Annotated in this window: 12 protein-coding genes; 5 read left to right on the top strand and 7 right to left on the bottom strand. The window is 68.8% G+C overall.

Features of this window, described 5'->3' with window-relative positions; all coding sequences use genetic code 11:
• Positions 1-16 precede the first annotated feature (16 nt).
• Complete coding sequence (locus IAI59_RS14265) at positions 17-709, top strand: ribonuclease activity regulator RraA (RefSeq protein WP_207415664.1); 693 nt, start codon at positions 17-19, stop codon at positions 707-709.
• A 39-nt stretch (positions 710-748) separates the two neighbouring features.
• Here the strand turns inward: IAI59_RS14265 and IAI59_RS14260 are convergent, their stop codons facing one another.
• Positions 749-1,018 carry an HU family DNA-binding protein gene (locus tag IAI59_RS14260; protein WP_207415665.1) on the bottom strand — a complete coding sequence of 90 codons (270 nt, stop codon included), beginning with the start codon at positions 1,016-1,018 and terminating at the stop codon, positions 749-751.
• Positions 1,019-1,197: 179 nt separating this feature from the next.
• Between IAI59_RS14260 and IAI59_RS14255 the strand changes: the two genes are divergently transcribed.
• Entirely contained in the window at positions 1,198-2,742 is a 1,545-nt protein-coding gene (locus IAI59_RS14255) for a GMC family oxidoreductase (RefSeq protein ID WP_207415666.1), read from the top strand.
• Between the two features lie 156 nt (positions 2,743-2,898).
• Here the strand turns inward: IAI59_RS14255 and IAI59_RS14250 are convergent, their stop codons facing one another.
• Positions 2,899-4,086 (bottom strand): aminotransferase, encoded by a 1,188-nt coding sequence (locus tag IAI59_RS14250; protein ID WP_207415667.1) that lies wholly within the window; start codon positions 4,084-4,086, stop codon positions 2,899-2,901.
• A gap of 318 nt (positions 4,087-4,404) precedes the next feature.
• Here IAI59_RS14250 and IAI59_RS14245 point away from each other — a divergent pair, with 318 nt between their 5' ends.
• Both IAI59_RS14245 and glnA read left to right on the top strand, forming a co-directional pair.
• Positions 4,405-4,743 (top strand): P-II family nitrogen regulator, encoded by a 339-nt coding sequence (locus IAI59_RS14245; protein ID WP_207415668.1) that lies wholly within the window; start codon positions 4,405-4,407, stop codon positions 4,741-4,743.
• Between the two features lie 142 nt (positions 4,744-4,885).
• A complete protein-coding gene (gene glnA, locus IAI59_RS14240; protein WP_207415669.1) occupies positions 4,886-6,325 on the top strand; it encodes a type I glutamate--ammonia ligase in 1,440 nt (479 codons plus the stop codon).
• Positions 6,326-6,402: 77 nt separating this feature from the next.
• On the opposite strand, the gene IAI59_RS14235 is transcribed toward glnA, so the two are convergent.
• The 5 genes from IAI59_RS14235 to IAI59_RS14215 form a co-directional block, all read right to left on the bottom strand.
• Complete coding sequence (locus IAI59_RS14235; protein WP_207415670.1) at positions 6,403-6,804, bottom strand: host attachment family protein; 402 nt, start codon at positions 6,802-6,804, stop codon at positions 6,403-6,405.
• 88 nt (positions 6,805-6,892) lie between these two features.
• Complete coding sequence (locus tag IAI59_RS14230; RefSeq protein ID WP_207415671.1) at positions 6,893-8,023, bottom strand: enolase C-terminal domain-like protein; 1,131 nt, start codon at positions 8,021-8,023, stop codon at positions 6,893-6,895.
• Between the two features lies 1 nt (position 8,024).
• Entirely contained in the window at positions 8,025-8,792 is a 768-nt protein-coding gene (locus IAI59_RS14225; protein ID WP_207415672.1) for an amino acid ABC transporter ATP-binding protein, read from the bottom strand.
• An 11-nt stretch (positions 8,793-8,803) separates the two neighbouring features.
• On the bottom strand, positions 8,804-9,466 hold the full coding sequence (locus IAI59_RS14220) for an amino acid ABC transporter permease (RefSeq protein ID WP_207415673.1): 663 nt from the start codon (positions 9,464-9,466) through the stop codon (positions 8,804-8,806).
• Positions 9,467-9,530: 64 nt separating this feature from the next.
• Entirely contained in the window at positions 9,531-10,370 is an 840-nt protein-coding gene (locus IAI59_RS14215) for a transporter substrate-binding domain-containing protein (RefSeq protein WP_207415674.1), read from the bottom strand.
• A 180-nt stretch (positions 10,371-10,550) separates the two neighbouring features.
• On the opposite strand from IAI59_RS14215, the gene IAI59_RS14210 reads away from it, so the two are divergent.
• Positions 10,551-11,840 carry an NCS2 family permease gene (locus IAI59_RS14210; protein WP_207415675.1) on the top strand — a complete coding sequence of 430 codons (1,290 nt, stop codon included), beginning with the start codon at positions 10,551-10,553 and terminating at the stop codon, positions 11,838-11,840.

Genomic DNA, 11,840 nt, shown 5'->3' with positions numbered 1-11,840 from the left:
ACAGGGAACGAACGGAATGGACGCCCAGACCAAGGCGGTGCTGGAAGGCATCTCGACCGCCACGCTGACCACGGTGCTGTTGAAGAAGGGGCTGCGCAACGTCTGGATGCGCGGCACCAAGCCGCTGCGCGAAGGCCAGCCGCGCATCGTCGGCCGCGCCTTCACGCTGCGCTTCGTGCCGGCGCGCGAGGATCTGGCGACGCCGGAATCCTGGTCCTCGCCCATCAGCACCCGCGCGGCGATCGAGGACATGCCGGAAGGCTGCATCGCCGTGGTGGATGCCATGGGCTGCCTGGATGCCGGCATCTTCGGCGACATCCTTTGCGCCCGCATGGCCAAGAAGGGCGTGGCCGCGCTGGTGACGGATGGCGTGGTGCGCGACAAGGCGGGCGTGCTGGGCACCGGCCTGCCGGTGTGGTGCGACGGCGCGGCGGCGCCCCCGTCGGTGGCGGGGCTCACCTTCGTGGCGTGGCAGCAGCCGATCGGCTGCGGCGGCGTGGCGGTGTTCCCGGACGACGTGGTGGTGGTGGACCAGGACGGCGCCGTGCTGATCCCGCAGGCGCTGCTGGCCCAGGTGGTCGAGATCGCCGAGGAGCAGGAGCGGCTGGAAAACTGGATCATGGGCGAGGTGGAGAACGGCGCCACGCTGCCCGGGCTGTATCCGCCCAATGCCGAGAACAAGGCCCGTTACGAGGCCAGCAAGAAGTGACCGCCGCGGGGCGGGCCGGAAGGCCCGCCCCGCTTTGGTTCAGACCGCCTTCTTGAGGTTCGGCGAGGCCTTGAAGCGCACGGTCTTGCCGGCCTTGATCTTCACCGGCTCGCCGGTGCGCGGGTTCATGCCCTTGCGCGCCTTGGTCTTGCGCACCACGAAGGTGCCGAAGGACGGCAGGGTGAAGCCGCCGTTCTTCTTCATTTCCTTGACGATGGCGGCCACCAGGTCGGTCGCGGCCTGGTTGGCGGCGACGCCGGTGCAGCCGATGGAATCCTGGATCACCTGGGACAAGAAGGCTTTCGACATGGTGCGTGACTTTCGTTCTGGTTGTGGCGCTTTTTGGAAGCGCCCGGATCTCTCCTGCGTCCAGCATTAGCAAATCGGAGCCTGATGTTCCACCCCGGCGATCCTCCGGCGTGTCTGGATTTGCCCGTCAGGTGATGGAACAATGCCGCCCGACCCGAACTTCACAGGAAAGACGCCGGATGTATGACGTGATCGTGGTGGGCGCGGGCTCCGCCGGGGCGCCGCTGGCGGCCCGGCTATCGGAAGACGCGAATCGGCGCGTGCTGCTGCTGGAAGCCGGCCGCGACTGGCGCGCGGCGGAAGCGCCGCAGGTGCTGCGCAGCGCCAACCCGATCCCGATCATCCACCAGCGCGCCCAGCAGGAAGCGTGGCAATGGTCCGCGCTGCATTCGCGCCGCACGGCGGAGCAGGCGCCGAAGTTCTATTGGCGTGGCAAGGCGCTGGGCGGCAGCTCCGTGGTCAACGGGCAGATCGCCATCCGTGGCGTGCCGGCGGCCTTCGACCAATGGGCGGAGCTCGGCTGCGAGGGCTGGGACGCCGAGCACGTGATGCCCGTGTTCCAGAGCTTCGAGGATGATCCCGGTGCGCCGGGCCACGGCGTCGGCGGGCCCATCCCGGTGTATCGCGCGCCGCAGGAGAACTGGGGCGCGGTGGACAAGGGGCTGCGCGACGCCGCGCTGGCCGAGGGCTACCCCTGGAACCCCGACCTCAACGCCGCGACCGGCGAGGGCGTCTCCTGCTACCCCATCAACAGCCGCGACGGACAGCGCGTCACCACCAACGACGCCTACCTGGAACCCATCCGTGGCCGCACCAACCTGGAGATTCGCGGCGGCGCGCTGGTGGACCGCGTGCTGCTGGACGGGCGCACGGTGCGCGGCGTGCGGGTGATGCTGCCGGGCGAGGGGTGGACGGAGATCGCGGCACGGCAGGTGGTGCTGTGCGCGGGGGCGGTGCATTCGCCGGCCATCCTGATGCGCTCGGGCATTGGCGGCGGCGCCGCGCTGCGCGCCCTAGGCATCGAGGTGGCGCATGAGCTGCCGGATGTGGGGCGGCATTTCATGGACCACCCGGTAATGCGCGCGACGCTGCATCTGGCACCGTCGCACCGTTCGCCGCACATCGATTCGCGGCACACCAACTGCTGCGTCACCTACAGCTCCGGCCTGGGCGGTGGCGGCACGCGGGACATGATCTTCATGGCCTTCAACCACCGCATGGAAACCGACAGCGGCGCCATCGCCGCCAGCGTGTTTGAGGCGTTCTCGCGCGGCGCCGTCACGCTCGCCTCGCCCGATCCCGCGGCGGACCCGGTGGTGGAGGAGAACATGCTGTCCCATCCCGCCGACCGGCTGCGGATGCGCGACGCCGTGCGCCGCCTGGCGGCGCTGGCGGCCCGGCCGGGCCTTTCCGCCATCACCACCGCCGTGACGCTGGCCGACACCGGGTTGCCCATCGCGCAAGCCGCCGCGCTGCCGGAACAGGAACTCGACCGCCTGATGCTGGAGCAGGCCACCGACATCCAGCACGCCGCCGGCACCTGCCGCATGAGCGCGTGGGAGGACCCGCGCGGCGTGGTCGACCCGGATGGGCGTGTGAAGGGGCTGCAGGGACTGCTGGTGGCCGATGCCTCGGTCATGCCGGCGGATTGCCGGGCGAACACGCATTTCACCTGCGTGATGATCGGCGAGGAGATCGCGCGGCGGATGCGGGCGGCGGCGTGAGAGGGAAGGTCGGGGGAAGAAATTCCCCCGATCTTCCCTCTTCTTTTTGACTGTTTGGTTCCCGTGATGGGCGAAGCGCCAATCGGCTGGGGCGTGTTTCTTGACCGATAGAAAAAAGATGGGGGTCCGGGGGAATTCCTTCCCCCGGCCTTTGCTTCAACCCGCGAGTGCCTCGGGGTTGCGGGCTTCTTTCCAGGCCTTCAGCCGCGCCAGCGCCTCGTCCAGCACCGCCTCGTTCTTGCAGAAGGCGAAGCGGGCGTAGTGCCGGGGTGCATCTGCGCCGTCGTAGAAGGCCGAGACCGGGATGGCGGTGACCTTGGCGGCTTCCGTGATGTGGCGGCAAAACGCCACGTCGTCGCCGGAAAAGCCGAGGGGCGAGAAGTCGGCGGTGATGAAGTAGCTGCCCTGGGTGGGCAGGATGCCGAAGCCCAGCGCGGCAAGGCCCGTGGCCAGGCGGTCGCGCCGCGCCTGCAACTCGGTGGACAGGCCCTCGAAATAGCTGTCCGGCTTGGACAGGCCGACCGCCACGGCGCGCTGCAGGTTAGGCGCGGTGGTGAAGGTCAGGTTCTGGTGCGCCTTGGCGACGTTGGGCATCAGGCTCTTGTCACCAGTGATGTAGCCGACCTTCCAGCCCGTCAGGCTGAAGGTCTTGCCGGCGGAGCCGATGCGCAGGCAGCGCTCGCGCATGCCGGGCAGCGTCATCAGCGGGATGTGCTTCCAGCCGTCGAAGGTCAGGTGCTCGTAGACCTCGTCGCACACCGCATAGGCGTCGTGGCGTTGCAGCAGCTCCGCGATGTAGGACAGCTCGGCAGCGGTGAAGACCTTGCCGGCCGGGTTCATCGGCGTGTTCAGCAGCACGGCCTTGGTCCTGGGGCCGAAGGCGGCGGCCAGCTCGGCGCGGGGCAGCTCCCACTTCGGCGGGCTGAGGCGCACCACACGGGGCGTGGCGCCCAGGAGCCGGACGACGGGCAGGTAGGTGTCGTAGAGTGGCTCGAACAGCACCACCTCGTCGCCCGGGTTGATCAGCGCCATCAGCGCGGCGGCCAGCGCCTCCGTGGCGCCGGAGGTGACGACCACCTCCGTCGCGGGGTCGATCTCCAGGCCGTAGAAGCGGCGATTCGCCTCGGCCACGGCGGCGCGCAGTTCCGGCACGCCGGCAAGTGGCGGGTACTGGTTGCGGTGGTCCAGCAGCGCATCGGCGGCGGCCTGCACCACATCGGCCGGTCCCTCGTAGTCGGGGAAGCCCTGGCCCAGGTTGATGGACTGGTGCTGCGCGGCCAGCGCCGACATGACGGTGAAGACGGTGGTGCCGGAGGCGGAGAGCAGGGCGTTCAGCGGCTTCATGGCGTCGGGCGTCGCTTTCGGACTTGGGGGTGCGGGATCATGCCGGGGGGGCGGCGGCGATGCAACCTCGGCAGCGCGCGGCTGCCGCTTCGGTGGGCAGGTTGCCTGTTTCGCGAGCCGTTCCCGCCAGGGCAAGTGGTTTCACGGTGGAAAACCCGAAGGGGTGCCATTGCCCCTGCGCCTCACCCCGTGCGACACAGCACCTCAAGCCGCCGGGCTTCGCCGTGGCTGCCAGCGCCCGGTGGGGGCGCGGCGGCGGGCATACCGGGGGGAGAGGACGGGCGGAGCTGCGCAGGCCGCCGCCCGCGAGTGGAGCCGATGAAGAAGATCGAGGCGATCATCAAGCCCTTCAAGCTCGACGAGGTGAAGGACGCGCTGCACGAGATCGGCCTGCAGGGTCTGACCGTGGTCGAGGCCAAGGGCTTCGGGCGGCAGAAGGGGCATACCGAGCTGTATCGCGGCGCCGAGTATGTGGTGGACTTCCTGCCCAAGGTGAAGATCGAGGTGGTCTGCTCCGACGGGTTGGCCGAGCGCGCGATCGAGGCCATCCAGGCCGCGGCCCGCACCGGGCGCATCGGCGACGGCAAGATCTTCGTGTCCGACGTGCAGGAAGTGATCCGCATCCGCACCGGCGAGCGGGGCGAGGACGCGGTCTAGTCGATCCAGGTTTCGCCGCCCCGCAGCGCGGGGTGGCGTCGGTTCAGGCTCCCGGCGCCATGTGGCGGGCGGGGGCCGCACGCGGGCGGAGCGAGTTCCGGTCGCGCGGTTTGAGTGTCGTTAGGGAACAGGACCACACAGCATGGCCAAGAAGCCCGCAGCCGCAGCAGCGTCCAACGCTGTCTCCAAGGTCATGGACATGATCAAGGAGAACAGCGTCGAGTACGTTGATTTCCGGTTCACGGACCCGAAGGGCAAGTGGCATCACACCGCCCAGCATGTCTCCACCATGGAGGAGGACATGTTCACCGACGGCATCATGTTCGATGGCTCCTCGATCGCCGGCTGGAAGGCGATCAACGAGTCCGACATGATCCTGATGCCGGACGCCGCGTCCGCCTGCATGGACCCGTTCGCCGCCAAGCCGCAGCTGATCCTGTTCTGCGACATCATCGAGCCCTCGACCGGCCAGAGCTATTCGCGTGACCCGCGCTCGACCGCCAAGAAGGCCGAGGCCTACGTGGCCTCCACCGGCATCGGCGATGCCGCGCTGTTCGGCGCCGAGGCCGAGTTCTTCATCTTCGACAGCGTGAAGTTCGGCACGGGCGGCAACTACGGCCACTACTCCCTCGACAGCATCGAGGGCCCGGGCGCCAACATGAAGGACTACCCGGAAGGCAACATGGGCCACCGCCCGGTGGTCAAGGGCGGCTACTTCCCGGTGCCGCCGGTGGACACCGAAAGCGACCTGCGCGCCGAGATGCTCTCGACCATGATCGAGATGGGCGTGGCCGGCGAGAAGCACCACCATGAGGTGGCGCAGTCGCAGCACGAGCTGGGCACCCGCTTCGGGCCCCTGGTGCAGCATGCCGACCACATGCAGATCTACAAGTACGTGATCCACAACGTGGCGCACAGCTACGGCAAGACCGCGACCTTCATGCCGAAGCCGATCTACGGCGACAACGGCTCGGGCATGCATGTTCACCAGTCCATCTGGAAGAACAACAAGCCGCTCTTCGCCGGCAACGGCTATGCGGACCTGTCCAACGAGGCGCTGTACTACATCGGCGGCATCATCAAGCACGCCAAGTCGCTGAACGCCTTCACCAACCCGTCCACCAACTCCTACAAGCGTCTGATCCCGGGCTTCGAGGCGCCGGTGCTGCTGGCCTATTCGGCCCGCAACCGCTCGGCCTCCTGCCGCATCCCGTATGCGACGAACCCCAAGGCCAAGCGCGTCGAGGTCCGCTTCCCCGACCCGACCGCCAACCCGTACCTCGCCTTCTCGGCGATGTTGATGGCGGGCCTGGACGGCATCAAGAACAAGATCCACCCGGGCGATGCCATGGACAAGGATCTGTACGACCTGCCGCCGGAGGAGCTGCGCGACATCCCGACCGTCTGCGGCTCGCTGCGCGAGGCGCTGGAGGCCCTGGCCGCCGACCACGAGTACCTGCTGGCCGGCGACGTGTTCTCCAAGGACCAGATCGAGAGCTACATCGAGCTGAAGTGGCAGGACGTGTACAAGTTCGAGCACACGCCGCACCCGGTCGAGTTCGAGATGTACTACTCCGTCTGATCCCTCGCGGGAGCAGATACGGAAACGCCCCGGGGGAAGCCCCGGGGCGTTTTGCGTTCCGGCCCTGGGGCCGCGCCTTACTTCACCAGCGCCTTGGCGATGTCGCTCAGGCTGTGGTTGGTCAGGTCCTTGGACAGGCTCTTGATCACGGCGTTCTCCACCGTCTTGTGCAGCGCGCCGCGAATCTGGCCCAACGTCTGCGGATCGGCCACCAGCACCAGCGCGTCGAAGTCGTTGCGCTGCTTCAGGGTGTTCAATGCCTGGGCCACCTGCTTGGCGAAGGTCGCCTCGCCGGTCTGGCCCGGGGTCTGGTCCTCGGGGCGCGAGCCGGACGGGCCCTGGGCGCTGCTGTCGGGGGCGATGTGCCCTTCCTCGCGCAGTTCCAGCTCGGCGCCGTTGGCAGCGGTGTTGCGCAGCACCATGGCCTTGCCGCCGTCGGCGACGATGATCAGAGCGTTGTTCGGAATATCATGGGACATGTGCGGCCTTTCCACGTGTGTGGCCGGGCGCCAGGGCCCGGCCGTGGGGGTGCAACGCCCGTGAGCGCGAAAGGTGGCGCGCCGCCGATCAGGCTTCCGCCAGGATGCGCGCGCCGTGGCGCACCGAGGCCTCGGACACCGCGATGCCGAGGCCGGGCCCCTCCGGCACCACCACCGCGCCGTTTTCATGCGGGATGCGCTGTTCCAGCACGTCCTCGGTCAGCACGTGGTGCGGCATGTAGAACTCGCAGCCGAGCGAGATGCCGGGCGTCGCCGCGATCAGTTGCGTCCCGGCGGCCAGCGCGATGCCGCCTTCCCACAAGGTGCCGCCATAGCCGGGCAGGCCGGCGGTGTCCGCGATCGCCATCATCTGCTGCGCGCGCAGCATGCCGCCGCACTTCATCAGCTTGACGCTGATGGCATCCGCCGCCCGGCGCTGCACCACCTCCAGCAGGTCGGCGGCGTCGTAGCAGCTCTCGTCGGCCAGGATGGGCGTGTCCAGCGCGGCGGCGTAGCCGGCCATGCTGTCCAGGTGCCGGCGCGGCACCGGCTGCTCGATGAAGGTGGGGCGGAAGCGGTCCACGTCCCGCAGCACCGCCATGGCGGCGAAGGGGGCCAGCGCCTGGTTGTAGTCGAGGCGCAGGTCCACCGTGTCGCCGAAGGCGTCGCGGATGGCCTCCAAGTGCGCCATGTCCTCCGCATGCGGCTTGACGCCGGTCTTGACCTTGAACAGCCGGTTGCCGGCCGGGACCATGCTGTGCATCCGCGCCAGGTCGGCCGCGAAGTCCGGGTCGGCGATGGAAAAGGACAGCGGGATCGTGTCCCGCACCCGGCCGCCCAACAGGTCAGCGACCGAGACGCCCTGTGCCTTGCCCAGGATATCCAGCACCGCCATCTCGATGCCCGCCTTGGCGTCGGTCTGGCCGATCACGGCGCGGTCCATCTTCGCCAGCAGCTCGCGCAGGCGCCGCGCCGGGTGGCCCACCACGATGGGGCGGAGATAAACGTCGAGCGTCGCGTAGGCGGCCTCGGCGGGATTCGTGAAAACCTCCCACGGCGCGGCCTCGCCCCAGCCGGTCAGGCCGCAGGCGGTGGTCAGCTCGATCAGCACGCGCTTGACGCTGCCCTTGACGCTGCCGACGCCCTGGGCGCGGGCCATCTTGATCGGGCTTTCCACCAGGAAGATGCGCAGGCGGTCGATGATGGGGCCTTGCGGCATGTCAGGCGTCTCGCTGGCGGTGGAAGTGGGACAGGAAGGCCTGGGTCGCGGCCTCGCGCGGGGTGTCGATCACCTGCTTCGCCGGGCCGTCCTCGACGATCACGCCGTCGCGCAGGAAGACCACGCGGTCCGCGACCTCGCGTGCGAAGGCGATCTCGTGGGTGACGATGACCATGGTCATGCCCTCGGCGGCCAGGTCGCGCATCACGGCCAGCACCTCGCCCACCAGCTCGGGGTCCAGCGCGCTGGTGGCCTCGTCGAACAGCATGATGCCGGGCTGCATGGCGAGCGCGCGGGCGATGGCCACGCGCTGCTTCTGGCCGCCGGACAGGCGGGCGGGGAACTGCTCCGCCTTGTCCGCCAGCCCGACCTTGCTGAGCAGCCCGCGCGCCAGCGCCTCGGCCTCCGGGCGCTTCATGCGGCGCACGGTCAGCGGGCCTTCCATGACGTTGCCCAGCACCGACTTGTGCGGGAACAGGTTGAACTGCTGGAACACCATGCCGGTGCCGGCGCGGAATTTCGCCAGTGCCGCGGTGCCGGGCAGGGCGCGGCTGGTGCCGAAGTCCAGGCTCTGCTCGCCCACGCGCACGCGGCCGCCATCCGGCGTCACCAGGAGATTCAGGCAGCGCAGCAGTGTGGACTTGCCGGAGCCGGACGGGCCGATCAGCGCCACCACCTCGCCCACATCGACGCGCAGGTCGACGGAGCGGAGCACCAGGTGGTCGCCGAAGCTCTTGCTCAGCGCGGCGACTTCGATTTTCGCGGTCATGCGGACGGCCCTCAGTCGGCACGCGCCAGGCGGCGTTCCAGGCGGCCGACCAGCAGGGTGAGGGGGAACAGGATGACAAAGTAGATCACGGCCACCAGCGTGTAGATCTCCAGCGGCCGGTAGGTGTCATGCGCCACGGCCTGGCCCTGGTACAGCAGGTCCGGCACCGCCAGCACGGACACCAGCGAGGTGTTTTTGAGCTGGATGATCGACTGGTTCATCAGCGGCGGCACCATGCGCTTGAGCGCCTGCGGCAAGACGATGCGGCGCATGGACTGCGCGGGCGTCATGCCCAGCGCCAGCGCGGCCTCGGTCTGCCCCGTCTCGATGGAAGCGATGCCGCCGCGCACGATCTCGGAATAAAAGGCGCCGCCGTAGAGCGACAGCGCCAGCACCCCCGCCGTGGTGGCCGACATCTCGATGCCCGACAGGATGGGCAGGGCGTAGTAGAACCACACCAGCTGCACCAGCACCGGCGTGCAGCGGAACACCTCCACATAGGCCTGGCTCAGCCAGCGCAGCGGCGCGAAGCGCGACAGCCGCACCAGCCCCGACAGCAGGCCCACGGCCAGCCCCAGCAGCACGATGCCGACGGTGAAGGCCAGCGTCACCAGCGTGCCGTTCACGAACAGCCAGCGATAGCTCCAGATGAAAGAGAAGTCCCATTGATACATGCCGGCCGTCCAGTGCGCGCGAAGTCCATGGGGCGGCGCGGCGGGGTGCCGCGCCGCGATCAGGTCAGAGGGTGACGCCGGGCGGGAAGTCGCTTTCCGAGATGCCCACCAGCTCCATGTTGGAGACGATGGCATTGCGGACCGCGCCAAGGCCCTTGTTGAACTCGATCCAGGCGTTGACAAAATCGCGCCAGGTCTTGTCCGGCTCGCGGCGGAAGCCGGCGTTGGAGGTGGTGGCGAAGACCGGCGTCGGCACCAGCACGTCGCCCAGCGCGGGGTTCTTCTTTTTGGCGGTCAGCGCCAGGATCAGCACCAGGCACTGCGCGTCCGCGCGGCCGGTCTGCACCGCGATGGTCGCCTCGTCCGCCGTCTTGAAGCGGGCCACCTGCGCCTTGGGGCACAGCCGCGTCACCACCTGGTCCTGCGAGGAGCCGAGGTCCACGGCGAGTTTCACCTCCGGCTTGTTCAGGTCGTCCCAGGTCTTGGCCGCGAAGCCCTTCTTGGTGATGAAGGAAAAGGCATTGCTGAAGCAGGGGATGGAGAAATCCACCACCAGCGCGCGCTTGGGCGTCGGGTTCAGGCCGAAGAAGATGTCGATCTTGTTGGACTGCAGATCCAGCACCGCGTTGCCCCAGGTGGTCTCGCTCAATTCCAGCTCGACCTCCAGCTCCTCGGCCAGCATCTTCAGCAAGTCGATGTAGAAGCCGCGCCACTGACCCGTCGCCAGGTCCTTGTGGTAGTAGGGCGCGCCACCGGCGACGGCGGCCGAGCGCAGCTTCTTGGTGCGGCGGACACGGTCGAACACCGACTCATTGGCAGGCTGGGCGAGGGCGGGTGCCGTGGCGCCCGCGGCCATCGCGAGGGCGATGCCGGCGGCGCTTCCCACCATGCGGCGTGAGACCATGCTGAATGCTCCTGTTCGCTGGCCCGGCGGGCCGCTTCGCGGCGGTGATGCAGGCGGCGTGCCATGCAGGCCACAGTGTTTAGCCCGAAGCACCGGGCGCCGGTAGCGGCCAGGGCAAGGCCGTTGTCACACACCCGCAACCGTTCCATCTTGCGACGCAACACGCGTGGGGGCCTGCCGATGGACCGCTTTTTCCTTCTTTCCGAGCGCGGCACGACGCCGCGGCGGGAAATGCTGGCCGGCCTCGCCACGTTTCTGACCATGGCCTACATCGTGGTGGTCAACCCCGGCATGATGGCTGCCGCCGGCATCGACCACGGTGCCGCTTTCGTCGCCACCTGCCTGGCCGCCGCCATCGGCTCGGCGCTGATGGCCGTGCTGGCCAACTACCCGATCGCGCTGGCGCCGGGCATGGGGCTGAACGCCTATTTCGCCTTCGCCGTGGTCGGCGGCATGGGGGTGCCCTGGCCGGTGGCGCTGGGGGCGGTGTTCCTGTCGGGGCTGATCTTCTTCGCGGTGTCAATGTTCGGCTTCCGGGAATGGCTGATCAATTCCATCCCGTTGTCGCTGAAGCTCGGCATCGCCGCCGGCATCGGGCTGTTTCTGGGGCTGATCGGGCTGCAGGGCATGGGGCTGGTGGTGGACAACCCCGCTACGCTGGTGACGCTCGGCCCGCTGCACGAGCCCAAGACGCTGTTGTCCTGCTTCGGCTTTCTGCTGATCGCCGGGCTGGTGGCGCGCGGTGTTACCGGCGGCGTGGTGATCGGCATCGCCGTCACGGCGCTGCTGGGCGTGCCGCTGGGGCTGACCAACTTTCAGGGCATCGTGGCGTTGCCGCCGTCGCTGGCGCCCACCTTTCTGCAGATGGATATCGCGGGCGCATTGAAGCTCGGCGTCGCGGGCATCGTCTTCACCTTCTTCATGGTGGACCTGCTGGACAACGCCGGCACGCTGATCGCCACCACCCACCGCGCCGGGCTGATGGCCAAGGACGGCTCCGTGCCGCGCCTCGGCCGCGCGCTGATGGCCGATTCCGGCGGCGCGATGATCGGCGCCGCGCTGGGCACCTCCACCACCGTATCCTACATTGAAAGCGCGGCGGGCGTGCAGGCGGGCGGTCGCACCGGGCTGACGGCGCTGACCGTGGCGGTGCTGTTCCTGCTGACGCTGTTTCTGGCGCCGCTGGCCACCTCCATCCCCGGCTTCGCCACGGCGCCGGCGCTGGTGCTGGTGGCCTGCCTGATGACCCAGGGCCTGCGCGACCTGGCGTGGGACGACATCACCGAATACCTCCCCGCCATCGTGGTCACCATCGCCACGCCCTTCACCTTCTCCATCGCCTCGGGCATCGAGCTGGGCTTCATCACCTACGTGGCGGTGAAGCTCGTGGCCGGGCGCGGGCGGGAGGTGCACGGGGCGGTGTGGCTGATCGCGGCCCTGTCCGCCGCGCGCTTCGTGCTGGGCGCCTGA

The sequence above is a fragment of the Roseomonas haemaphysalidis genome, from assembly GCF_017355405.1.
Lineage (GTDB): Bacteria > Pseudomonadota > Alphaproteobacteria > Acetobacterales > Acetobacteraceae > Pseudoroseomonas > Pseudoroseomonas haemaphysalidis.
The sequence above is the reverse complement of the archived record's forward strand: the minus strand, read 5'-3'. Positions and strand labels throughout refer to the sequence as shown.

Coding starts and splice junctions, on each gene's coding strand:
- IAI59_RS14265 (WP_207415664.1), top strand. CDS start 17: ATGGACGCCCAGACCAAGGCGGTGCTGGAAGGCATCTCGACCGCCACG.
- IAI59_RS14260 (WP_207415665.1), bottom strand. CDS start 1,018: ATGTCGAAAGCCTTCTTGTCCCAGGTGATCCAGGATTCCATCGGCTGC.
- IAI59_RS14255 (WP_207415666.1), top strand. CDS start 1,198: ATGTATGACGTGATCGTGGTGGGCGCGGGCTCCGCCGGGGCGCCGCTG.
- IAI59_RS14250 (WP_207415667.1), bottom strand. CDS start 4,086: ATGAAGCCGCTGAACGCCCTGCTCTCCGCCTCCGGCACCACCGTCTTC.
- IAI59_RS14245 (WP_207415668.1), top strand. CDS start 4,405: ATGAAGAAGATCGAGGCGATCATCAAGCCCTTCAAGCTCGACGAGGTG.
- glnA (WP_207415669.1), top strand. CDS start 4,886: ATGGCCAAGAAGCCCGCAGCCGCAGCAGCGTCCAACGCTGTCTCCAAG.
- IAI59_RS14235 (WP_207415670.1), bottom strand. CDS start 6,804: ATGTCCCATGATATTCCGAACAACGCTCTGATCATCGTCGCCGACGGC.
- IAI59_RS14230 (WP_207415671.1), bottom strand. CDS start 8,023: ATGCCGCAAGGCCCCATCATCGACCGCCTGCGCATCTTCCTGGTGGAA.
- IAI59_RS14225 (WP_207415672.1), bottom strand. CDS start 8,792: ATGACCGCGAAAATCGAAGTCGCCGCGCTGAGCAAGAGCTTCGGCGAC.
- IAI59_RS14220 (WP_207415673.1), bottom strand. CDS start 9,466: ATGTATCAATGGGACTTCTCTTTCATCTGGAGCTATCGCTGGCTGTTC.
- IAI59_RS14215 (WP_207415674.1), bottom strand. CDS start 10,370: ATGGTCTCACGCCGCATGGTGGGAAGCGCCGCCGGCATCGCCCTCGCG.
- IAI59_RS14210 (WP_207415675.1), top strand. CDS start 10,551: ATGGACCGCTTTTTCCTTCTTTCCGAGCGCGGCACGACGCCGCGGCGG.